This window comes from Methanococcus maripaludis (assembly GCF_002945325.1).
Classification (GTDB): Archaea; AGJL01; Methanococci; order Methanococcales; family Methanococcaceae; genus Methanococcus; species Methanococcus maripaludis.
The window spans coordinates 772266-796011 of the sequence record NZ_CP026606.1 but is presented as its reverse complement, the minus strand read 5'-3'; the positions used below and the strand labels follow the sequence as shown (position 1 = coordinate 796011).

At 32.3% G+C, this 23746-nt stretch carries 22 protein-coding genes and 1 pseudogene; 17 read left to right on the top strand and 6 right to left on the bottom strand.

Annotated elements, in window-relative coordinates; all coding sequences use genetic code 11:
- Positions 1-21: 21 nt before the first annotated feature.
- From MMJJ_RS04270 to MMJJ_RS04225, 10 genes are all read left to right on the top strand, one after another.
- The gene (locus MMJJ_RS04270) at positions 22-798 is read left to right on the top strand and encodes a Rossmann-like domain-containing protein (RefSeq protein WP_104837830.1); all 777 of its coding nucleotides are present in this window, start codon (positions 22-24) and stop codon (positions 796-798) included.
- Positions 799-815: 17 nt separating this feature from the next.
- The gene (locus MMJJ_RS04265; protein ID WP_104837829.1) at positions 816-1400 is read left to right on the top strand and encodes an FmdE family protein; all 585 of its coding nucleotides are present in this window, start codon (positions 816-818) and stop codon (positions 1398-1400) included.
- Positions 1401-1426: 26 nt separating this feature from the next.
- Positions 1427-2554: a molybdopterin molybdotransferase MoeA gene (locus tag MMJJ_RS04260; protein WP_104837828.1), complete on the top strand. Its 1128-nt coding sequence runs from the start codon at positions 1427-1429 to the stop codon at positions 2552-2554.
- Between the two features lie 819 nt (positions 2555-3373).
- Positions 3374-4330: a permease gene (locus MMJJ_RS04255; protein WP_104837827.1), complete on the top strand. Its 957-nt coding sequence runs from the start codon at positions 3374-3376 to the stop codon at positions 4328-4330.
- A gap of 42 nt (positions 4331-4372) precedes the next feature.
- Entirely contained in the window at positions 4373-4606 is a 234-nt protein-coding gene (locus tag MMJJ_RS04250) for a thioredoxin family protein (RefSeq protein ID WP_104837826.1), read from the top strand.
- A gap of 69 nt (positions 4607-4675) precedes the next feature.
- On the top strand, positions 4676-5206 hold the full coding sequence (locus tag MMJJ_RS04245; RefSeq protein ID WP_104837825.1) for a flavoprotein: 531 nt from the start codon (positions 4676-4678) through the stop codon (positions 5204-5206).
- Positions 5207-5732: 526 nt separating this feature from the next.
- Positions 5733-6536: a molybdate ABC transporter substrate-binding protein gene (gene modA, locus MMJJ_RS04240; protein WP_104837824.1), complete on the top strand. Its 804-nt coding sequence runs from the start codon at positions 5733-5735 to the stop codon at positions 6534-6536.
- Between the two features lie 9 nt (positions 6537-6545).
- Positions 6546-7211: a molybdate ABC transporter permease subunit gene (modB, locus tag MMJJ_RS04235; protein WP_104837823.1), complete on the top strand. Its 666-nt coding sequence runs from the start codon at positions 6546-6548 to the stop codon at positions 7209-7211.
- Between the two features lie 9 nt (positions 7212-7220).
- Entirely contained in the window at positions 7221-8363 is a 1143-nt protein-coding gene (locus MMJJ_RS04230; protein ID WP_104837822.1) for an ABC transporter ATP-binding protein, read from the top strand.
- A gap of 157 nt (positions 8364-8520) precedes the next feature.
- Positions 8521-9750, top strand: a complete 1230-nt coding sequence (locus tag MMJJ_RS04225) for an aldo/keto reductase (RefSeq protein WP_104837821.1) — start codon at positions 8521-8523, stop codon at positions 9748-9750.
- A 16-nt stretch (positions 9751-9766) separates the two neighbouring features.
- Here the strand turns inward: MMJJ_RS04225 and MMJJ_RS09540 are convergent.
- A pseudogene (locus tag MMJJ_RS09540) lies at positions 9767-10320 on the bottom strand (helix-turn-helix domain-containing protein).
- Between the two features lie 137 nt (positions 10321-10457).
- Here MMJJ_RS09540 and MMJJ_RS04215 point away from each other — a divergent pair.
- Together MMJJ_RS04215 and MMJJ_RS04210 are read left to right on the top strand one after the other, a co-directional pair.
- Positions 10458-11357, top strand: coding sequence for a DMT family transporter (locus MMJJ_RS04215; protein ID WP_104837820.1), 900 nt, complete (start codon positions 10458-10460; stop codon positions 11355-11357).
- 94 nt (positions 11358-11451) lie between these two features.
- Positions 11452-12120 (top strand): DUF434 domain-containing protein, encoded by a 669-nt coding sequence (locus tag MMJJ_RS04210; RefSeq protein WP_104837819.1) that lies wholly within the window; start codon positions 11452-11454, stop codon positions 12118-12120.
- Between the two features lies 1 nt (position 12121).
- Here MMJJ_RS04210 and glyS read toward each other — a convergent pair whose 3' ends face one another.
- The 3 genes from glyS to MMJJ_RS04195 are packed head-to-tail and all read right to left on the bottom strand — an operon-like array spanning position 12122 to position 15305.
- A complete protein-coding gene (glyS, locus tag MMJJ_RS04205) occupies positions 12122-13846 on the bottom strand; it encodes a glycine--tRNA ligase (protein ID WP_104837818.1) in 1725 nt (574 codons plus the stop codon).
- A gap of 11 nt (positions 13847-13857) precedes the next feature.
- Positions 13858-14739, bottom strand: coding sequence for a triphosphoribosyl-dephospho-CoA synthase (locus MMJJ_RS04200; protein ID WP_104837817.1), 882 nt, complete (start codon positions 14737-14739; stop codon positions 13858-13860).
- Between the two features lie 11 nt (positions 14740-14750).
- Positions 14751-15305 (bottom strand): XTP/dITP diphosphatase, encoded by a 555-nt coding sequence (locus MMJJ_RS04195; RefSeq protein WP_104837816.1) that lies wholly within the window; start codon positions 15303-15305, stop codon positions 14751-14753.
- Positions 15306-15418: 113 nt separating this feature from the next.
- Between MMJJ_RS04195 and MMJJ_RS04190 the strand changes: the two genes are divergently transcribed.
- Positions 15419-15829: a hypothetical protein gene (locus MMJJ_RS04190; RefSeq protein WP_104837815.1), complete on the top strand. Its 411-nt coding sequence runs from the start codon at positions 15419-15421 to the stop codon at positions 15827-15829.
- A 22-nt stretch (positions 15830-15851) separates the two neighbouring features.
- On the opposite strand, the gene MMJJ_RS04185 is transcribed toward MMJJ_RS04190, so the two are convergent.
- On the bottom strand, positions 15852-17927 hold the full coding sequence (locus tag MMJJ_RS04185) for a heavy metal translocating P-type ATPase (protein WP_104837814.1): 2076 nt from the start codon (positions 17925-17927) through the stop codon (positions 15852-15854).
- A gap of 2 nt (positions 17928-17929) precedes the next feature.
- The gene (locus MMJJ_RS04180) at positions 17930-18274 is read right to left on the bottom strand and encodes an ArsR/SmtB family transcription factor (protein WP_104837813.1); all 345 of its coding nucleotides are present in this window, start codon (positions 18272-18274) and stop codon (positions 17930-17932) included.
- Positions 18275-18394: 120 nt separating this feature from the next.
- Between MMJJ_RS04180 and MMJJ_RS04175 the strand changes: the two genes are divergently transcribed.
- The 4 genes from MMJJ_RS04175 (at position 18395) to putP (ending at position 23717) form a co-directional block, all read left to right on the top strand.
- Complete coding sequence (locus MMJJ_RS04175) at positions 18395-19132, top strand: hypothetical protein (RefSeq protein WP_104837812.1); 738 nt, start codon at positions 18395-18397, stop codon at positions 19130-19132.
- Positions 19133-19501: 369 nt separating this feature from the next.
- Positions 19502-20425 carry a manganese-dependent inorganic pyrophosphatase gene (locus MMJJ_RS04170; protein WP_104837811.1) on the top strand — a complete coding sequence of 308 codons (924 nt, stop codon included), beginning with the start codon at positions 19502-19504 and terminating at the stop codon, positions 20423-20425.
- 146 nt (positions 20426-20571) lie between these two features.
- Positions 20572-22041: a sodium:solute symporter family protein gene (locus tag MMJJ_RS04165; protein WP_104837810.1), complete on the top strand. Its 1470-nt coding sequence runs from the start codon at positions 20572-20574 to the stop codon at positions 22039-22041.
- 197 nt (positions 22042-22238) lie between these two features.
- The gene (gene putP / locus MMJJ_RS04160; protein ID WP_011170165.1) at positions 22239-23717 is read left to right on the top strand and encodes a sodium/proline symporter PutP; all 1479 of its coding nucleotides are present in this window, start codon (positions 22239-22241) and stop codon (positions 23715-23717) included.
- Positions 23718-23746: the final 29 nt, after the last annotated feature.

The window sequence follows — 23746 nt, the reverse complement described above, 5'->3', positions numbered from 1 at the left end:
ATGAATTATTGAGGTGTTATGATGATAGTGGACAATTTAGCTGATAAAACACTTGAAATTTTAAAAAATGGAGATAAATTAACATTAAAAGAATATTCAATAGCAATACCTTATGCTTATGTAATTGTTGAGGGTGAAAAGGGGGTTAAAATGGGAGTTTCGATGGTTCTCGATTCAAAATGCCATTACCGACGAGATTTTGATGAAACTTCTCTTGAATCCATTATAGAATGTGCTAAAGGCTACAATCTGACTGAAAGAACACTTGCAATGGCCGCGATAAATGCAGTTTCCCAGTATTATATAGATTTTACTGAGTCAAAGAACGAAGATGTTTTGGATTTGATTGTATCAGACAAAGATATTAAAAAAATAGGGTTTGTTGGGAATATTGCACCAGTTGTAAATGAATTACGTGAAATTGAGGGCAAAAATTATGAAATATATGTATTTGAGAGAAATTCTTCGTCTTGCGGTGCAGAATTAATTGATGATACGTTTGAATATCGTTTACTTCCAGAAATGGACGCGGTAGTGATAACGGGAACAACTCTTGTAAACGACACGATAGATTTTGTGCTGGAGCGCTCAAAAAATGCAAAATTAAAAATTTTAACAGGGCCAACTGCTCAAATAAACCCTGATTTCCTGAAAAATTCGGGAATTACGCACACTGCATCAACAAGAGTAATAAATATTGATAAAACAGTCACAGATTTAAAACACGGTTCTTCTTTTGGAATTTTTAGCAGGAATTCTTCGAAATATTCCATGAAAGTTAAAGATAATAATGAATAAATTAATCGGTGAAAAAAATGAATGATGTATTATCAAAAGTAACGGACAAAGAATATTCAAAACAGATAGAAGACGTTATCAGATTTCACGGGCATTTAAGCGGAGGTGCATTTATCGGGATACAGATGTACAATATTGCAAAAAAATTTCTTGATATAAATGACGGAGAGCGAGTTTATGCAACATGCGAAACTAAAAACTGCATGCCTGATGCATTTCAGGTTCTTGGAAATTGTACGACTGGAAACAAACGTTTGAGCATAAAAGACCACGACATCATGGCAGTAACTGTAAACAAGATAATTCCTGAAAATGATATTGGTACAGGGGTTAGGATAGTGTTTGATCATAAAAAAGCTGAAAAATACCCTGCACTTTACAACTGGTTTATGAATATAAAAAAAGTGCCCCATGAAGAAGTAATTTCTGATTTAATCGATGCAGGGGATAGTATTTATTCATGGAAGTCTGTTGAAATTCACGTTTCTGAAAAAAAGCCAAAATTTTCTGCAGTATGCGGGCTTTGTGGTGAATCTTTTATTAAAAAAGGTATTGATGATGAAAATATCTGCCCAAATTGTGCAGAAAAATCTGCCGAATAATTTTTGAGTAATGCTGGTGTATTTTTATGAAAACTGCTGATGAAGTTCAAAATATTTTAAATGGATTTAAATGTAATCGTGAAGTTTCTGTTGAAATTTATGAATCATACGGGAGAGTGCTTTTTGATGACGTTTATTCTAATGTGGATGTCCCCCTTTGTGATAAATCAACAGTTGACGGCTACGCAATAACTAATGATGCATTTAATAATGATTTTTTAGTAATTTCGGATGAAATTCACGCTGGAGACCCTGTAGACATGCTGATAAACCCTGGAAAATGTATATGGGTTGCTACAGGTTCAAATATTCCAAAAAACACTGATAAAATAATTCCTTTCGAAAATACGATAAATTCCGAAAACACGATAAGAATAGTCAAAATGACAAAAAATTCAAATATTTTTAAAAAAGGAACAGATATTCCAAAAAATACAAAAGTTCTCGATAAAAATACCTTGATTGATGAAAAAGCGATTGGAATTTTGGCATCAATCGGAATGGCTGAAATAAATGTTTACGATATCCCAAAAGTTGCGATACTCTCCATTGGAAATGAACTTTCAGAAATTAACGAAGTAAATTCAAAAACACTAACTGCGATTGTTAGAAAGGCAGGTTGTGAGCCTGTTTTTTTAGGGGTTGTTGAGGACAATATTGAAAAAATAACCTATGCAATAAAAAACACTGTTTTACAGTATGATATTGTTGTAACTTCGGGTGGAACGTCTAAAGGTAAAAAAGACTACATGTTTAAAATTATATCCTCTATTGGAGATATTTTATTTCATAAAGTAAAATCAATTCCTGGAATGCCAATATTTGCTGGAAAAGTTAGTGAAAAACCTGTAATATGTCTTCCTGGAAATGTTGCATCGTGTCTTGTATGCGGTTATGCATATCTTTTGCCAATGTTTTTAAACGCGGCTCATAAAACGTTTAAGCGAGAACTGGTAACTGCCGACCTTTCAGAAGAATTTAATTCAGAACTTGGAATAAAACACTATTTTCCAGTTAAATTAAAGGACGGGATTGCTTACCCTGCATTTCGGGGTTCAAACATGATTACTTCAATTGCGAATGCTGACGGTCTTGTTGATGTTAGTGAAAATGAAGTAAAAGTCAGAAAAAATGTTAAAATCTGGCTGATTTAATACTATTATATATATATATATATATATATATATATATATATATTTGATTAAAATATCAAAAATACATTTGATTAAAAAGATTAAAAAATAAAAAAAGTATTGGGTCAAATTTTTAATTTTAAACACAAAGGCCAATCTGGTTTAAAATTAAGGAGTGGTGGTTACTTTAAAACAGGGTGTCGAACTGTTTTTTAAGTAAAACTATTTAGGGAGTGTCATTTAACATGAAATGTTAATGATAAGTAGTTACTTTTTTAGATAAATTAATCACATCCAATTAATAGATATTGTATACAACCCTAATATAGTTTTCTATTTAATTTATTATGTTGGGTATATATTGTCTATTTTTACATATCGTTAGAAAAGAGTTTGATATGTTTTTTTAAAAATAATAGAAAAAAAATTAACTGAATTTTTATATTAAACAATTTAGCCTATATTTTGTATAACATAAAATGGTGTGGTAGTTTGAATTTAGTATGCATATTTGTTGCGGAGTTTATTTACCAAATTAGCCAAATAGTAATTTTTATAAATTACTTAATTTAATTAAGTTAATTAACTCCAATTAATAATACTTATCTCGTATTTTTATAATTATCTATTTATTGCAATGAGTATATATCTATATATTTAAATATTTTAAAAATACATCAATATATATCGATATATATCGGTATATCGAAAAGTATAAATATATTTTATAATATACCTAAATCCTGTAAAAAGGTATTTTAAAATTCAAAAGCCCATGTTTTCCAATTTAAAAATAATAATATGGGTAAATCACGTTTTATGTGATTTTTTGGTGAAAAAATGTTTGGCTGGTTAGATTATGGTGCGAGATATATTGTAGAAAATGTCCTGAATATGAGTATGGATACTGCAATTGGCTCATCCGTTCATTTTTTCATATACGACAGCTTAAAAATTGTTATACTGCTGTCTATTATGATATTTTCGATTTCATACATTAGAAGTTATTTCCCACCTGAAAAAACAAAAAAAATACTTGAAAGGTACTCTGGAGTTTCTGGAAATATTATGGCATCCCTACTAGGGACTGTTACGCCATTTTGTTCATGCTCTTCAGTTCCAATATTTATTGGATTTATTGAAGCAGGAGTTCCATTAGGAGTTACTCTTTCATTCTTGATTACTTCTCCGATAGTAAACGAAGCTGCGTTTGCTGTACTTTTAGCATCATTTGGCTGGCAGATAGCAATGATTTATGTGGTTTCGGGCGTTATTATCGGGGTAGTTGGTGGACTTATAATTGGCAAACTTGGAATGGAAAATCAGGTTGAAGAGTATGTATACAGCATAAGAAGCAGGGCTCGAAAAATAAAAGAATTAACACAAAAAGAGCGGTTAAAATTTGCATACGACAGCACCCGTGATATTGTAAAGAGAGTCTGGCTCTATATCCTGATAGGTATTGGAATTGGTGCAATAATACATGGATATGCGCCAGAAGAAGTGCTTGCAAAATATGCAGGTCCTGAAAATCCCTTGGCAGTAATTTTTGCAACAATTATTGCAGTGCCCCTTTATTCAAATGCTCTTGGAACAATTCCTATCGCAGAAGCTTTAATTGGAAAAGGGGTTGGAATTGGAACTGCACTTGCATTTATGATGGCGACAACTGCGTTATCATTCCCAGAAGCAGTTTTACTTAGAAAAGTAATAAAACCAAAATTAATCGCGGTATTCTTTGGAATTACGAGCATTGCAATTGTAATTACTGGATATTTATTCAATATCCTCCTTTAATTTAATTATTTTTAACTAACACACACATTTAGAGGTAAAATCATGAAAATAACAATATTAGGAATGGGATGTAAAAAATGCGTTGAAGTTTATGACAACGTGAAAAAAGCAGTAGAAGAACTCAAAATAGATGCAGAAGTAGTAAAAATTACAGACGCTGCAAAAATTGCAGAATATGTAATGTCAACTCCTGGCGTTGTAGTTGATGATGAAGTAATCTTTGAAGGAAAAGTACCAAGTGTTGAAGAAATTAAAAATGAATTATCTAAACTTTAATATTGGAATATACTAATATGTCTGATATAGAATAATTGAGATTTAAAAAGACATATAGGTAGATCACCCATGTTTAAAGACAAAAATATTGTGGTAGGTATCTGTGCATGCAGTCCTGCAATAAAAACTCTGGATTTGATTGGACAATTGCGCGAAAGGGGTGCAGAAGTCGATGTTATCATGACACCGAATTCTGTCAACTTTGTGTCACCATTGATGGTTCAAAGGGAAGCTAAAAGACCGGTTCAAATCGAAGCTTTTGAACTTCCTAAAATGTATGATCCAAATCATAAATCATTATCACAAAAGGCAGATTTGCTGATTTTAGCGCCGGTTTCAGCCAACACCTTGGGAAAAGCTGCAAATGGTATAGCAGATAACTTGCTGGCAACAACAATCATGTCTACAAAAGCTCCCATCGTTGCGGCAATGCACATAAACCCGATGATGTACAGCAATCCTGCCGTTCAGAGAAACATAAAACAATTAAAAGAAGACGGATTTATCTTTGTTGACAATGGAAATGAAGAAACTCCTAGCAAGTTCCCTGAAATTTCCCAGATCATGTCAACAGTTGAACAAGCGCTAAATCAAAAATAAGTTTTCTATATAAATATACTACTTTTTTTTATTTTTAAACGATTAATATTGACAAAACCGGACAATGCGGTTAATAAAAGATACAATTTTAAAAAATTAGCTAAAATATTTAAAATTTTAACATTAATAAACCAATACTTCAATAAAAAAAGAAATTAAATGGTTTTTGGGTTAATATTTTTTAAGAATATTTCAGGGGCATAATATTTAATTAATCCATTATGGGGGGGCTAAATTAATTAAACGCCAGATAGTAATGATTAAATTAAGTATGTATTGTAATATATTGTTTATGTTACATTTAATATAATTTTCCATTTGATTTTGATTATTCCTCATTTTTGTATGTATTTTATTCAATTTTATCTCCTTAAGGACCATTAAATAACGTAAAATCTGTTTACAAATTTTATTTACAAATTTAAATATTTTAATAGCTCCATGCGAAATTATATATACCGTAAATCTATAATTTCCCATAACCCGGAATAGTACTTCCGGTTATAATATATAAAGGGGAGAAAATATGGCCAAAAAGTCATCAGAAATAATCACAGGACTTATAACTGCAATTTTATTATCTGCAATGTTACTCTTTGCAGGATGCGTTTCTGATTCGTCATCAGCAGAAAAAACGACCACGATAACCGTTTCGGCAGCATCTAGTTTAACTGATGCAATGACAGCTATTGCAGCAGCATTTGAAGAAGATAATCCAAATATTAATGTTGAATTAAATTTTGCAGCATCTGGATCGCTTCGACAGCAGATTGAAGGGGGAGCTCCTGTAGATGTATTTGCTTCAGCTTCTAAAAAACACGTAGACATACTTGAAGATGAAAATTTAACAAGCGCTGGTTCTAGAACGAATTTTGCGTCAAACAGTTTAGTATTAATCGTTCCAGCTGGAAATCCATCGAACATTAGTTCAGTTGAAGATTTAACAAGTGACGCAGTAACAAAAGTTTCAATTGGAAATCCTGAAACTGCACCTGTTGGAAAATATGCTAAAGAATCACTCACAAATTCTGGTTTATGGGATGAACTCGAAGAAAAAATGGTTTACGGAGAAAATGTAAGACAGGTTTTAACTTACCTCGAAACTGGGGACGTTGATGCAGGATTTGTATATATGACAGATGCAAAAATTGCAAAAGAAAATTCAATCGAGATTATAGCAACAGTACCAACTGTTACAGAAATTATTTATCCAGTATGTATCATAGATTCTTCTGAGAATAAAGAAGAAGCCCAAGTTTTCTTAGACTATTTAACAAGTGAAACCGGAAAACAAATCTTGACAGATTATGGCTTTACAGCAGAAAATTAGTGATACTTCATGGATTCAATAGTATTTCCTTTAGTACTTACATTAAAAATTTCTTTTATATCTACATTTTTTGTAGTTATTTTTGGAGTTATTCTTTCATACATTCTCGCTAGAAAACGATTTTACGGGCGAGATATTCTGGAGAATTTAGTAACTCTTCCAATGGTTCTTCCACCAACCGTTTTGGGGTATTTACTTGCACTACAGCTTGGAAAAAATGGATTTATCGGAAGTTTAATATACAAATTTACAGGCTCAGGAATTTTATTTACCTGGCAGGCTGCTGTAATAGCTGCATTTATCGTATCATTTCCGTTAATGGTTAAAACAACGACAGCTGCAATCTCTGCAGTTGATAGGGAACTTGAATATGTATCATACACTTTGGGAAAAACAGAATTACAGACAATCTACAAAATAACCCTTCCACTATCTAAAAAAGGAATAGTTGCGGGCGCAATTCTTAGTTTTGCACGAGCAGTTGGTGAGTTTGGTGCGACATTAATGGTTGCAGGAAATCTTCCTGGAAAAACAAATACAATGTCATTATCAATTTACCAGGCATTTCAAACCGGAAACTACGATTTAGCAAATGTATTGGTAGTATTGTTAGTTATAATGTCATTTTTGACGATATTTCTTACTGGAAGATTTGTTGAAAAATGGAAGTTTTAAGTGGTATTTATGATTTTAGAAATAGATATTGAAAAAAACTACTACGAATCGAAAAAATTAAAAAAGAATAAAAATCCTTCGTTTAATTTAAAATCCAAATTCAGTATAGATAGCGGTTCGATAATAGTTTTATTTGGAAGGTCAGGTTCTGGAAAAACAAGCACGCTGGGCTGTATTGCCGGCCTTTTAGATCCTGATAACGGAAAGATTATTGTAAACAATGAAATCTATTACGATTCCGATAAAAACATAAATATGCCCCCACAGGAACGAAATTTAGGTTATGTTTTCCAAAATTATGCTTTATTTCCCCATTTAACAGTCAAAGAAAATATTGAATACGGAATTAAACATTTAAGCGAAGAAGAAAAGGAAAAAAGGGTATCTGACCTTTTAGTATTAACTCAGATTGAAGGACTCGAAAATAGATATCCTGATCAGATTTCTGGTGGCCAAAAACAGCGTGTAGCTCTTGCAAGAGCACTTGCACCAAGCCCAAAAATACTGCTACTCGATGAACCGTTTTCTGCACTGGATATGATTTCAAGAATGCGTTTAAGGGAAAGTTTGAGGAGTATTCAAAAAGAATTAAAAATCCCTGTAGTTTTCGTGACACACAGCTTTGAAGAAGCTTTTGTAATGGCTGAAAAAGTTGTAACATTTCATAATGGACGGATTCAGCAGATCGGAACTCCAGAAGAGATATTTTATAACCCGATAAACACGAATGTTGCACAACTCGTTGGATACATAAATATTTTTTCAAATGCAGAAATAGATTACAATAAAAATAATCCTGATTTTTCAGTATTGGACTATCGGGACATGAAAATGTCGATAAAAAAATTTAATAAATCGATGAATGAGGTTTCCTTTGGAATCAGGCCTGAAAATATAAAATTAATTGATATAAACAGCGAAAAAACAGAAAACGTTTTTGAATGTATAATAAAAGATGTGGTTAATGAAGGTTCTACGAGTCTTGTATACCTTGAAGTAATCCAAAATGGCTTAAAACTTATGTCAAAGGCCCAAAATGATAAATTCAAAAAATTAAATTATGCGGTCGGAGAAAAATGTAAAATTGAACTTTTAAAAGATAAAATAACGATTTTAATGACCCAAAGTGTGAAAAAAATCGATTTAAATTAAATATATTGGTCTAACATTTATTTTTAATTTTTTAAAAAGAAGTTATTGCCTAATGCTATATATATATCACAAAAACAAAGTACTATTTGACTGAGTAGTCAATCTTAAAAATATATCAATTATTTATCACAAAAAAATCTTGGAAATAGGGATAATTATGCAGTACCGCGAAATTAAAAAAACTGGCGACAAAATCTCAGCACTCGGATTTGGTGCAATGAGGCTTCCAACCAAAAACGGATCTATTGATAAAGAAAAAGCAAAAAAACAGATTTACTACGCGATAGATAATGGTGTAAACTTTATTGATACGGCATTTCCCTACCACGGTGGTGCAAGTGAATCTTTTTTAGGTGAAATTCTTTCAGAGAATTACCGAAATAAAATAAAGCTCTCGACAAAACTTCCCCAGTGGCAGGTTAAAAAATATGAAGATATGGAAATGTATCTTGATACCCAGCTTAAAAAATTAAATACGGATTTTATCGATTACTATTTTATTCACAGTCTTTCAAAGGACAGTTGGGCAAAAATGAAAGATCTTGGAGTTTTAAAATTCTTAGAAGAAGCTAAAAAAAGTGGAAAAATAAAATACGCGTGTTTTTCTTACCACGACAATACCGAAACGTTCAAGGAAATAATTGATGCATATGATTGGGATGCATGTTTGATTCAGTATAATTATTTGGATGAACAAAATCAGGCAGGAACCAAAGGTTTAAACTATGCCGCATCAAAAGGAATCGGCGTATTTATCATGGAGCCATTAAGGGGCGGAAACCTTTCAAAAAAAGTTCCAAAAGAAGCAGAAGAAATTTTTAATAGCTACGAAATTAAAAGAACGCCTGCTGACTGGGCACTGCGATGGGTTTTAAATCATCCCGAAGTTACATGCGTTCTTTCTGGAATGAATGAAGAATCTCACGTAAAAGAAAATTTAAAAGTTGCAAGCGAAACCACTCCAGATTCACTTTCAAATGAAGAATTAGAAATTTATGATAAGGTAAAAAATGTTTATCGAAAATTAATGAAAATAAACTGTACGGGCTGTGGATACTGTATGCCATGTCCATTTGGAGTAGATATTCCGGCCTGCTTTTCAATGTACAACGAAAAAAGTATTTTTAACGATAAAAAGACTGGATTTTTGTATCTTGCAAGATTAGGTGGAGTAATGGGTGGTGAAGAGTCTCACGCGGGCCTTTGTACAAATTGCGGTAAATGTGTTAAATCATGTCCACAGAATCTTGATATTCCGGCACTTTTAAAAGATGTTTCAACTGAACTTGGTGGAAGCGGATTTAATTTAAAAATAAAACTAGCTAAAATAGCAATGTCGATTTATAGTTCTTTTAATTCTTTAAAACAAAAAATATCAAAAAATTAAATTATTTTTATTTTATTTATTTTGGGTAATATATTATCATGTGCATTTTAGTCATTTCTGAACCGTTATTTTCGTATTTGTGCGGTACATCTGCCTTAAAACGAATTGAATTTCCTTTTGGAATGGTGTAAGTATTTTCCTCTATTGATATCGTTAATTCGCCTTCATAAACCGTTATTGTTTCTTCTGAATTTTTAATGTGGCCTTCTGAACTCATTACCATTCCAGAATCGGCTTCAACATGATATATCTCAAACGGTCTGCTGTCTTCAAAAGTAAATAATGGATAAGATCTCCATTTTTGACTATCGTCGTAAATTGGCGAACTTTTTTAAGTTCTACTGTTTTTACATCAGCTTCTTTTTCGCTTAAAAGCGATGTAAAAGATATTTTTAGCCCATTCGCAATTTTTAAAATAGTGGTTATTGTTGGATTTACTTCTTCACGCTCAATCTGTCCGAGCATTCCCTTACTTACTCCAGTAAGCTTTGAAACTGCGTCAAGGCTCAATCCGTTTTCATTTCTTATTTTTTTTAAGTTTTTAGAAATTACGTGGCTGGGATTTTCCATGAATATTACCTTTATTTTTGTATAGTATATCATACGTATTGTATAGCATAATATATTTATACTACATAATATCATACAAATTGTGTAACATACTATACAAAGTTGTTCTCTGATGTATTATTGTAGTGGTGTCATGAATGAAAAAACTTTTGAAAAAATATGAATTATTTCTGCTGATGATTCCGGCAGTTTTTTTCGGGGCCGGAGCATTTATAACTGGAAAAATCGGAATTTTGGAACTTTCATGGGACGAATTAACATTTTTAAGATTTTTAATAGCGTCTGCAATAATATTACCTTTAGTTTTAAAGAAAGAACATAAAAATTTGAAATTAAAGAAAAACGATGCATATATCGTGATTTTAGCAGGATTATTTGGAATGTTTGGGTACCATGCATTATTTTTCATGTCGCTTGAATATATCACTGCAATAAATTCTGCGCTATTGATGGCAACAACTCCAATGGTTACTTCAATAATTGCGGCAATAGTTTTAGGCGAATATTTTGGAATTAAACGGATATTTGCGGTATTTATTGCATTTTTTGGAGTATTAATTACAATTACAAACGGAAATTTAGAAGTTCTTAAAAACCTTTCATTTAACATCGGGGATGTTATAATGTTTTCTGCAGTTTTATGCATGGCATTATACGCAGTACTCAGTAAAAAAGTCGCTCAAAAATATTCTCCATCGGTAATATTAACATACGGGTATATTTTAACAGTCGTACTTTTGATACCATATATGATTCTAAAAAACCCAATAAATGCGATATTAAATGCATCTCTGGAAACTTGGCTTTCAATAATATATATGGCAGTATTTGCATCGGTTTTAGCACAGCTATTACAGCAGATATCTTTAAAATATCATGGGGCAAGTAAAACGATGTTGTTTTACCAGTTCGTTCCAATAATTGTAATTATGCTTTCTGCAATTTTTTTACGGGAGCCATTTACAAAAATAACTGCAATAAGCACTTTATTCATAATGAGCGGAGTATATATTAATTCAACCATTAAACGAGACTAGTATCTTTTATTTTTAATTTTTTGTATCATTTAGTTTCATAAAAAAATTTATTTCATAAATTCTATAATTTTATTTAATCAATAAAGGCGATTTTATGAACCCATTTTTTGAAACTTATCAGGACTTAAAATATCTTTTAAATCGAAATTACCGAAAAAAATCCGCTTTAAATTTTGTTACAAATCACTATGGGTTAAATAGTTTTGAAAGAAACTTTTTTGGGCGGTGTATGTTTTCTGACAATCATTTGGAAGTTTTAACTAAAAAAAGAACAGATTTAACAAAAGAGTTTAAAACAAAATCCATCGCAGTCGATGGATTTAATGTTTTAATAACTTTAGAATCATTAATCGAAGGTGTAGCGATAATTTGCGAAGATAATGTAATTCGTGATTTAAAATACCAAAAAGGATACAAATTAACTGAAAAATCTGAAGAAACGATTGAAATTATTTTAAAAACTATGTTGAGTTTAAATTTGAATAATTTTGATGTATATTTTGATGAACAAACAAGTAAAAGCGGTGAAATTTCAAAAATAACAAGGAATTTAATGGAAAAATATTCAATTTCTGGGGAAGTTATTTTATCAAAAAAAGTCGATTTCGAGCTTAAACAATACGAATTTGTTGCAACTTCTGATTTTCACATAATTAAAAATGTAACCGGATTTTTAGATATTCCAGAAATTGTTTCAAAAAATTATAATTTAGAAGTTAAAAATTTCTTAGAAATTATCAAAAAAGGAAAATTGGAATTTTAATTTAGAGTTTATCTTTAATGTATGGCACAACTTCGTTTATTGGGATTCTAAACTGTTCTCTTGAATCTCTTTCTCTAATTGTAACTGATCTGTCTTTTAAGGTTTCTCCGTCGATAGTTATGCAGAAAGGAGTTCCTACCTCGTCCATTCTCATGTATCTTCTACCAATTGCACCGCTGTCGTCGTATTCTGCAATTAAACCGTTTTCTCTTAATTTATTTTTCAAATCCATTGCAATTTCAGGCATTCCTTCTTTGTTAACAAGTGGGAAAACACCTACCTTTATTGGAGAAACTGCATTTGAAAAGCCCATTACGGTTCTATCTTCCTCTTCTTTGAAAGCATGTTCCATAACACAGTATGTAATTCTGTCGATACCGTATGAAGGTTCTATCACGTGAGGGATTATTTTTTCTCCTTTAACGATCTTTTTAACTTTTTTAGCAGTTAAATATTCTTTTAATATTTCGAAGTCTCTTTTACATGTTTTTAAAACATATTTTCCTTCTTTTTCAAGAGCTTCTACCAATTTTTCCATTTTTTTGTCGTCTAATTCTTTTAAAGACTCTTCTAAAACTTTTGCATCGCCTTTAAATGTTCTTCCGACTAATTTGTAGTTTAATTCGATTTCGTAAACTTCAACTTCTTTATCTTCTTCGAGTTCTACAAATACTGATAAATCATCGCCGCTATTTTTCATATGCGCTAATAAATCGTAATTTGTCCTATCAGCAACACCTACACACTCAATCCAGCCGTATCTGTCAGTGTATAATTCTGCATCCCAACAATCAGCAGCATAGTGCGCCATTTCGTTTGGAAGGTGCTGTCTAAATCTTAATTTTGTTTCATCGATTCCAATTTCCATCAAGAATTTTTTTGTAACTGCAATGTAGTATGCAATTGCTTCGTGTGCGATTATTCCGTTTTTAACCGCATCAGAAAGGCTCATTCTGACAATTTTTTCTTCAGCGCTTAATGATTCGTTTTCTTGATTTTTACCGGAAAGTAGTGGTAAAACCATATCTTTTACGCTTTCAAATTTCTCAAAGTTCTCTTTTTTCCTTGAATCAATGAAAAATTCACCTTCAGCTTGTGTAAACTCTCTTAATCTTATTACACCCTGTCTAGGAGAAATTTCGTTTCGGTATGCTTTTCCAATCTGAACTGCACCAAATGGAAGTTTGTTTCTAAAGAACTGGCTTATTCTTTTAAACTGTATAAAGATACCTTGAGCAGTTTCCGGTCTCATGAATGCAGCTCTTTTTCCACCCGGGCCGATTGAAGTTGCAAACATTAAATTAAATGTGCTTACTTCTTTAAATTCTCCGCCACATTTTGGACATCGAATGTTATTTTTTTCAATCATTTCTTGAAGTTCTTGCAATGTTTTTCCTTCAGTATCAACATCAACATTTTCTTCGATGATGTGGTCAGCTCTGAAAGACTCAAGACATTCTTTACATTCAACGAGTGGGTCTGTGAAGTTTTCAACGTGTCCAGAAGCTTTTAAAACTTCGTAAGGAGTTACTGTCGGGCTGTCGATTTCGTAAAATCCTTCGTTTACGATATAGTGTTTTCTCCACGTGTTTATAACGTTATTTTTTAAGATTGCACCGAGTGGTCCGTAGTCAAAAAATCCTGCAATTCCGCCGTATATCTCAAAAGAATTCCACAAGAATCCTCTTCTTTTAGTTAAATCAATTATTTTATCGTATTTATCCATAAAATCACCTTTTAATAAAGTATCGTTTTTTCGTTGCTGATTCTATCGAGTAAAAATATTAACAGTGAAGATGCGATTAAATCTGCTGTAGTTCCGGGATTTAACTTATTACCTTCTTTTGATAAAAATTTATCGAATTCCAAAACCGATTCCTCATTGAAGTTATTTAAAACTTCTTTAGCTTTTTCTGAAACCATTTTAGCGACATCGATACCTTTTTTCCTTGCAATTAACGTGTCCGGATAGTTTGAGAGTAGATTGATAAATGTTTTGGTAACTGCAATATTGATGTTATTGTATTTTTCGTAGTATTCCTTTATTAAATTATAGCCTTTGTAGGATATCTTAAAATTTTCGGTCCATTCATTGGAAATACTGTCCCAAGTGGATGAAATTTTAAAAACATCGTAAAGAGTAAGATTTTTTTCAATAAGTTCGTCTTTAGCATCCTTACTTTTTAAATCTGGCCCGTTTTCAGGAGTGTTAACAAAAGCAAGTGCAATTTCAATTGCCCCATACACTTCAATTGCATCTTGAACAGTCGTGTTTTTAATAATTTTTTCTGTTTCTTTTTTTAGTTGCGATTCGCTAAATTTATCTAAGTTTGACGCGGCAATTGCTATTGGCATGTGAAGCATAATTATTCCAAGATTTGCATTTGTTGGAGACCATTTTTTGGATTCAATTACTCCTTTTTTAATGAAATTTCCGATATTATTTTTTTCAAGGCAGGCTTCGTAAATTATATCCCCAAATGCAATTCCCGAGCTTATAAAGTGGTGATATTTTATATCGTCGTAGTCTCTATTTTTATGGACGTTTCCAGGTTTAAAACTTCCAACTTCAAAGCAACAGGCGATCTGGGAAGCTTTCATTATGTCAAATGCTTTCATTTTTTCACTAGTTACAAGTTTGTTTCTAAATAATTCTTAAGTTCATAAAATGCTCTTTTTCTGTGCGATATTTCGCTTTTTTCTTCAGTAGTCATTTCTGCAAATGTTTTAGTTTTCCCTTCTGGAATAAAAATGCTGTCGTAGGCAAAACCAAACCCACCGTCTTTTATTTCTGTTGAAATAGTTCCTTTTACAATTCCAGTAAATAGTTTGATGTTGTCGCCATCATAGTAGCCGATAACTGTTTTAAAGTACGCATTTCTGTTAGTTTCATTTTCTAAAAGTTTTAAAATCCCTTCATTTCCTATAGTTTCTTGAACGAACCTTGAATAAGTTCCTGGAAAATCATTTAGTTTTTCGATGAAAAATCCGCTGTCTTCAACTATAACGGGTCTATTGAATTTTTCAAAAACTTCTAAAACCCCAAATGCAGAAACTTCTTCGAGTCTTCCCTGAACTTCCGCGTAAGGAATTTCAATCTGTTCGATTTCGCAATTAGCTTCTTTTAATATAATTTCTGCTTCATTAATCTTATTTTGATTCCCTGTTGCAAAATAAATTTTCATAAAATCACCAGGATGCAATCTGCCTAATTTCAATACTATCATTTAACTCGGGCTTGCACATATTTATAGCCTTACAAAAAATAATTTTATTATAAACTATCCGGGGGATAATAATGGCCAAACCAGAAACTGGGGAATTAAATAGATTTCAATTAAACCTTCTTTCAGCATTTGAAGGAAGTGTGTTATCGTTAGATGAAATTGAAAAATTGTACATTGAACACAAATTGAAACATTATGGTGAAGATAGGGAATCCGTAAAAGAATTAATATTCGATTTAGAAAAAGGATTTTTTAAATTAAATGACGAAGTTATAAAAGAATACGTTGAGATTTTGTACAATGTATATAACAGCCCATGTAAAGAATCTATTGATAGGTATGAAATGATTTTAGAAGACATTGGCTGTAAAATGGTTGAAAAATATCTGGAAGAGTTGGAAAAGTCAGCATACATCTCAAAACTGGGCGATGGATATAATATAACTGAAAAAGGTTCAGAAATGCTAAAACATAAAAAATAATATTTTTTTATTTTATTAAATCTTATTTTAAAATTCTAACTGCATTCAAGACGGAAAGAAGGGCAACTCCAACGTCTGCAAAGACGGCCTGCCACATCGTGGTTTCTCCAAATATTCCAAGGCTAATAAATGCTATTTTTACTATTAAAATAACAAAAATGTTTTGGAATGCAATATTTTGTGTCCTTTTCGAAATTTTAATCGCAGAAATCAATTTTGAGGGTTTATCGTTCATTATAACGACATCCGCGGTTTCAATTGCGGCATCACTTCCAAGGGTTCCCATCGAAATTCCAACATCTGCTCTTGCAATTACCGGTGCATCGTTAATTCCTTCACCAACAAATGCAATCGTTTCTTTTTTAGATTTATTAGCTTCAATCTCTTCGATTATTTTGACTTTATCTTCAGGAAGGAGATCTGAATAATATTCGTCAAGATTAAGTTCAGATGCAATTTTTTCAGCAATATCTTTTTTATCTCCTGTAAGCATTGAAACTTTTTTAATGCCGAGTTTTTTAAGTTCTAGGACGGTTTCTTTTGAATCTTTTTTTAATTTGTCAGAAATCAAGATATATCCTGCATAAACTCCATCAACTGCAAAATGAACGGCAGTTTCATAAACATCCAATTTTTCAAAATTTATGTTTTTTTCTTCCATCAGTTTCTCATTTCCCGCAATTATCACGTTACCATTTATTTTTGAGATTATTCCTTTCCCTAAAACTTCACTAAATTCCTCAAAGTCATCAAGGGAAGTTTTACACGAAATTGTTCCAAAATCCATAATGGTTTTTGCAATCGGGTGGTTTGAATTACATTCTACCATTTTAGCAATTTCAAGAAGCCTTTTTCCGCTAAATTCGTTTTTTGAAACGACTTTTGTAACTTTAAACTTTCCTTCAGTAAGTGTTCCTGTTTTGTCAAATGAAACATAAGTAGTTTTACTTAAAACATCGATATAGTTGGAACCCTTTACTAAAATTCCTTCTTTTGCAAGTCTTCCAATTCCTGCAAAATATCCGAGTGGAATTGATAGCACAAGAGCGCAAGGGCACGAAATAACCAATAATATCAGGGCTTTGTAAAACCAAGGAACAAATGGTTCGTTAAATATTATTGGCGGAACAACTGCAAGTAAAACTGCAATAAATACAATAATTGGAGTATACACTTTTGCAAATTTTGTTATAAATTTCTCAGTTTTTGTTTTGTTGATACTTGCAGATTCAACGAGGTTTAAAATTTTAGAAACTGCTGAATCACTGAAATTTTTGGTTGTTTGAACAGTTAAAAGCCCGCTTAGATTAATCATTCCCGATAATACTTCTTCGCCACGGTTTATCGATTTTGGAATACTTTCTCCAGTTAAAGCAGAAGTATCCAAACTTGATTTTCCATTTAAAACTATTCCATCAATTGGAACTTTTTCTCCCGGTTTTATAACGATAGTTTGACCAATCTGTACATTTTCAGGTTTTACTTTTAGTGTTTCCCCGTTTTCGAGTATATTTGCATATTCTGCTTTTATCGAAACAAGTGATTTTATCGAATTTCTGGATCTTGTTACTGCAATATTCTGGAAAAATTCTCCAATACTGTAAAATAACATTACTGCGACCCCTTCAGGATATTCCCCAATTAAAAATGCACCGATAGTTGCAATGCTCATTAAAAAATTTTCATCGAAGAAATCGAGTCTTTTAATATTTTGAAATGTTTTTTTAAGTACTTTTTGTCCAACTAATATGTAGCTTACAATAAAAAATAACAGCTGAATATTTACTGAATATCCAGAATAACTGCTAAAAAGTCCAAAAACGAAAAAAATTGAAGAAATTATTATCTTTTTTAGTTCTTTATAATCGATTTCGTTTGTTAGTTTTATTTCAGAGTGTTTTGGAATTACAATTACTCCTGGCTCAGTGGATGTTACTATTTTGGTAATTTTTTCAAGTTCTATCTCTTTTTCATCCAATATTAATTCGCTTGTTGCCATATTGATAACTGCAGAAGGGTAACCCAGTTCTTTTAATAATTTTTCAATTTTTGAAGCGCACCCTGCGCAGCAAAGCCCTTTAAGAATATATTTTTGCATAATTATTTCCTCAATTCAACAATTTCTTCTAAAAAATCCCTAATTTTTTCATCGTAAAGTTTGTAGTATACAAATTTACCTTCTTTTCTGAATTTAACGAGTTTTCTATCACGAAGTATCCTTAACTGGTGCGAAATTGCTGAAATGGATGTATCAGCAATATTTGAAAGTTCACACGAACATAATTCACTTTCTTTCAATGCTAAAAGTATTTTTAACCGGTTTGGGTCCCCAAACGAATTCATAATGTTTGAAATATTGATAATATCCTCATTCGAGGGCAATTTTTCCAATACCTTCTCAATTTTTTCGTTAAGAACGGAATATTCACTGCAAAGATCGGACAAACTATCACCCATATTTGAACAATTGTTCAAATGTTATATATAATTTTTTATATTCGTATATTGAAAATTAACAATTACATGTTTATAAAAAAACTAAAAAATTCAATCCAAGCGATAGTTATGAAAACAAAACAGCACAAAATCTTCTGGGTTTCTGCATTAGTTGCGTCTATTTTAATGTATATTGTCCAGTATGCAGTATTTAATGATTATTTGGGAATAATAAATTCGTTTTTTGGAAAAATAGCATTTGTTCCAATTCAGGTATTCTTAATAACCGTGGTAATTTCTGGAATTTTAAGCGACATGGAAAAAAGCGCGAGACTTGAAAAATTAAACATACTAATTGGCACATTTTTCAGTGAAACTGGAACTAAATCTTTAAAATATTTCTCGAAAATCGACCCAAATATTGAAGAAATCGGAAATAAATTAAAAGTCACAGATTCGTGGGTTGACGAAGACTTTAAAAATGCGCTAAATTATGCTAAAGACCGGGATTATACGTTAAATGCTTCAAAAGAAGATATTTTGGAAATTTATGAATTTTTATCAAAAAACAAAGAATTTTTAATGAGGCTTTTAGAAAATCCAAATTTAATGGAGCACGAACACTTCACTGAATTACTTAGGGCAGTTTTTCACCTTTTAGAAGAACTTGAAAGCCGTGAAAATTTGCATGAAAGTTCAGAAAACGATATAATGCATTTAAACGGAGATATGGTTCGATCATACAGATTAATAACAATAGAATGGGTAAATTACATGAAATATTTGAAAAATAATTATCCATATTTGTTCTCTCTTGCGATGAGGAGAAATCCATTTGATAAAACTGCTAAAACATCCTTAAAATAGTATTCATTCTTCTTTCAATTTTTACTTCTATTTTCTTTTTCATTGAAAAAGTGTCCCTCGACATTAACACTAACTTTCATCCTTGGAAAATACCATGTCGGTCAGATAACCCTATGTCGAGAGTAATGTACGAATTTTTGCTGTATTGTGTTCACAGTAAGGATCCTACCAACTCTTACAACTCGCCCAAAAATTCGATTAAAGTTTTGTTACTCCAATTTCGAACCCGCTATCACAGCGAGAGTATTCACAAGCTCCATGTAGGTCGGTTAATTGAAGATGTTATTAATAAGTATCATTATGTATTTATAGTCTTTCCCGGCTTAAATAATATAAAAATCATTAATTTTTTCATTTTTGGTGATATAGATGATGTACGTTGTAGGCCACAAAAATCCTGATTCAGATAGCATTTGTTCTGCAATAGCACTTGCATATTTTTTAGATGCATTTCCTGCAAGACTTGGTGAATTAAATCCGGAATCACAGTTTATTTTAAAGAGATTTGGATTAATGGAACCCGAATTAATTAAAACTGCGGAAGGAAAAGAATTATTTTTGGTAGATCATGCAGAAAAATCACAAAACCTCGATGATTTTGATAAAGGAAAATTAATTGGAATTATTGACCACCACAAAATCGGTATTTCAACAACTGAACCAATTATTTACCTCTCAAAACCTGTTGGATCAACTGCAAGTGTAATTTCAGAACTTTACTTTAGAGGAATACTCGACATTATCGGCGGAAAAAATAAGGAATTAAAAGCAGACATTGCAGGAGTTTTACTTTCAGCAATCCTTTCAGATACATTACTCTTCAAATCGCCTACAGCAACACAACTTGATAAGGAACTCGCAGGAAAATTAGCAGAAATTGCAGAAATTTCAGACATTACTGCATACGGAATGGAAATGCTGACTGCAAAATCAACTGTTGGTAAAATGACTCCAGAAGAAATTTTACACATCGATTATAAACCATTTGACATGGGCGGTAAAAAGGTAGGTATCGGCCAAGCCGAAGTAATCGACATGTCCGAAGTTGCATCTAAAAAAGAAGCAATTCAAAATTTAATCGACGAAATGATTGAAAAAGAAGGATATGATATGGTATTATTCCTTGTAACTGACATCATGAGAGAAGGAAGTGAAGTTTTAGTTGCAGGAAACAAATCAGCTTTTGAAACTGCATTTAAACTTAAATTGGATGGAAAAAGTGTATTTATTGATGGACTGATGTCAAGAAAGAAACAGGTAGTTCCTCCGCTTGAAAAATACTATTCAAATTAATTATTTTAAATATTTTAAAATTTTATACATTTTTTACTCTTTTCTCAAAAATTAGATAAATATAAATAAAAATGCCATAAAATAGGAATTATATTGTTGAATTTTAACTATTTTTTCAAATGTTATCAAAGTTTTTGAGGTTAATTATGTGGCACTACGTGTTTTTGGCGGTTTATATTGCTATGATTATAGGAATAGCTACCATAACGAAAAAAAGAATCAAAGGGGTTTCTGACTTTTTACTCGGGGGGCGAAACGTAAACCCGTGGATGTCTGCGTTTTCATACGGTACAGCTTATTTTTCAGCGGTTATTTTTATAGGATTTGCTGGAAAAATGGGTTGGAGTTTTGGAATCCCGACAATGTGGATAGTTGTTGGAAATACGATTATTGGAAGTTTTTTAGCATGGCAGGTTCTTGGTAAAAAAACAAGAGAAATGACGCAACGATTGGGTGCATCAACAATGCCTAGTTTTTTAGAAAAAAGGTATAAAAGCAAGAATTTAGAATCACTAACTGCGTTTATCATCTTTTTCTTCTTAGTTCCGTATTCTGCATCTATTTATAAAGGTTTAAATTTCTTATTTGAAGGATTTGGAATATCTCCAATGAATGCGTATATTTTAATGGCGGCATTAACTGCGATCTACTTGTATTTCGGAGGATTTATCGCGGCAACACTTGCAGACTTCGTTCAAGGGTGCATCATGGTAATTGGGGTACTTTTAATGGTATTCTTTTTAGGCAGCAACCCTGAAGTTGGCGGGTTTTTTGGAATGCTGTCGAATTTAAGTTCAATAGATCCAATGCTGGTAACCCCAATAAATGAAGCAAGCTTTATTCCGATAATGGGTCTTGCATTACTCACGAGTATCGGCAGCTGGGGCCTTCCGCAGATGATACATAAATTTTACACGATAAAAAGTGAAAAAGCAGCAGTTTCTGCAAAATGGGTTTCAACAGCATTTGCATTTATCATTACATTTGGTGCAGCATATATTGGAACTGTAAGTAGGGTTTTCTACCCAGATAGCGCTTCAAAAGCTGCAGCAGGCTTAACAAGTCCTGATATGATAGTTCCAAAAATAATGGAAATTGCACTTCCTGACTGGGTTGCAGCATTAATTCTCGTACTTGTAATTTCAGCTTCAATGTCTACTTTAGCATCACTCGTGCTCGCTTCAAGTTCCGTTGTTTCAATAGACTTTGTAAAAGGAAGATTAAAAACTGACTTATCAGATAGAAACACGATGATATTGATGAGATTGTTGTGCGTTTTATTTGTTGTATTATCGTTCATACTTGCAATAGTTCCAAACAGCTATGTTCTATCATTAATGGCTCTTTCATGGGGTTTGGTATCAGGATGTCTTTTAGCCCCATATTTTTTAGGATTATACTGGAAAAGAACTACAAAACAAGGAGTATGGGCAGGAATCACATCTGCTCTCGTAATAATGTTTGGAGGAGCATATTACTTTGGAATAAACAGCGTTTATATGCCTGCAGTTGGTTCTTTAGCAATGATTGCACCGATATTTGTTGTAATGGCAGTAAGTCTCATTACAAAACCATTTGAAAGTGAACACCTTGACTACATATTCAATAAAAAATAACTTTTTTTAATAATTTTTATTCAATTTCGTAATTTTTAGAGACTTTTAGATGATTTTTCCCAAATTTTTTAAGTAATTTTAACTGCCAACTCAAAAACGTATTCAAAATTTGTATATATTATTATCAAGATATTTGTTTGAGTATTACCAAATGGGATTTTCACATTGCGGTGTGATTTTCCAATGGAGTTGAAGTTATGATATCAGAAAATTTGAGTATCGTTTTGGTATTCATACTCTATTTGCTCGTGGTAATGGGCGTAGGTATGTATTTTTACAGGCGAAACGAAACGATAAGCGATTATGTGCTTGGTGGCAGAAAATTAAATAGTTGGGTTGCAGCGTTAAGTGCGCAAGCTTCAGACATGAGCGGTTGGCTTCTTATGGGCCTTCCTGGCGTTGCATATCTTTCAGGAATGAGTGAAATATGGATTGGAGTTGGTCTTGCAATCGGAACTTACCTAAACTGGAAGTTCGTTGCAGAAAGGCTTAGAAGATACACAGAAATTGCAAAAGATTCTATTACAATACCCGTTTACTTAGAAAATAGGTTTAGGGATCAGTCTAAATTGTTAAGAATTGTTTCAGCGTTTTTTATTATGCTATTCTTCTTATTGTACACGTCTTCAGGATTAGTTGCAGGCGGAAAGTTGTTCAATCTTGTATTTGGTGTAGATTATACTCTCGCAGTTACAATAGGTGCTTTAGTAATTATTGGTTATACTTTCCTCGGCGGTTTCCTTGCAGTTAGCTGGACTGACTTTATACAAGGTTCCCTCATGTTTATTGCGATATTTTTAATTCCTATCATGGGGATTTCACAGGTGGGTGGAATTGATGCTACAATGAATGCATGGAATTCAATAAGTCCAGATTACCTAAATCCATTTACCAACCTAGATGGGGAATCCTTAGGTATAATGGGACTTGCATCAGCTCTTGCATGGGGTCTAGGATACTTTGGAATGCCGCACATCCTTGTAAGGTTTATGGCAATCAAATCAGCTGATAAAGTTCCAAAAGCAAGAAAAATTGCAACCACTTGGGTTGTAATCAGCCTTTTTATGGCAGTACTTGTTGGAATGGTCGGTGCAGTGGCTCTTGGAGCACCACTTGATGATCCGGAGCATGTATTCATGGCAATGGCACAAGGGTTATTCCCAAGTCTTATTGCAGGGTTATTTTTGGCAGGTGTTTTAGCAGCTATCATGAGTACTGCAGATTCACAGCTTTTAGTGACTGCTTCAGCAATTACTGAAGATATTTATGCATTATTAAATAAAAATGCAAGTCAAAAAGAGCTTTTATGGATAAGCAGGTTTGCGGTAATTGTTGTGGCGGCAATAGCTTATTACTTTGCAATAGTTCCTGGAAGCAGCGTTATGGGTCTAGTTTCATACGCATGGGCAGGATTTGGTGGCGCATTTGGTCCAGTAATATTGCTTTCACTGTACTGGAAGAGAATGACAAGAAATGGTGCTCTTGCAGGACTGTTATCTGGTGGATTTATGGTAATTCTCTGGAAAAACTTGAGCGGTGGAATTTTCGACCTTTATGAAATTGTTCCGGCATTTTTGCTTGCATCAGTAATGATTACCGTTGTAAGTTTAATGGATAAAGAACCGTCATTAGAAATTCAAGAAGAGTTTGACAGGGCAGTTTCTGAAATGAAATAGAAAATCTAAGAAAAAACTAAGAAATAAAT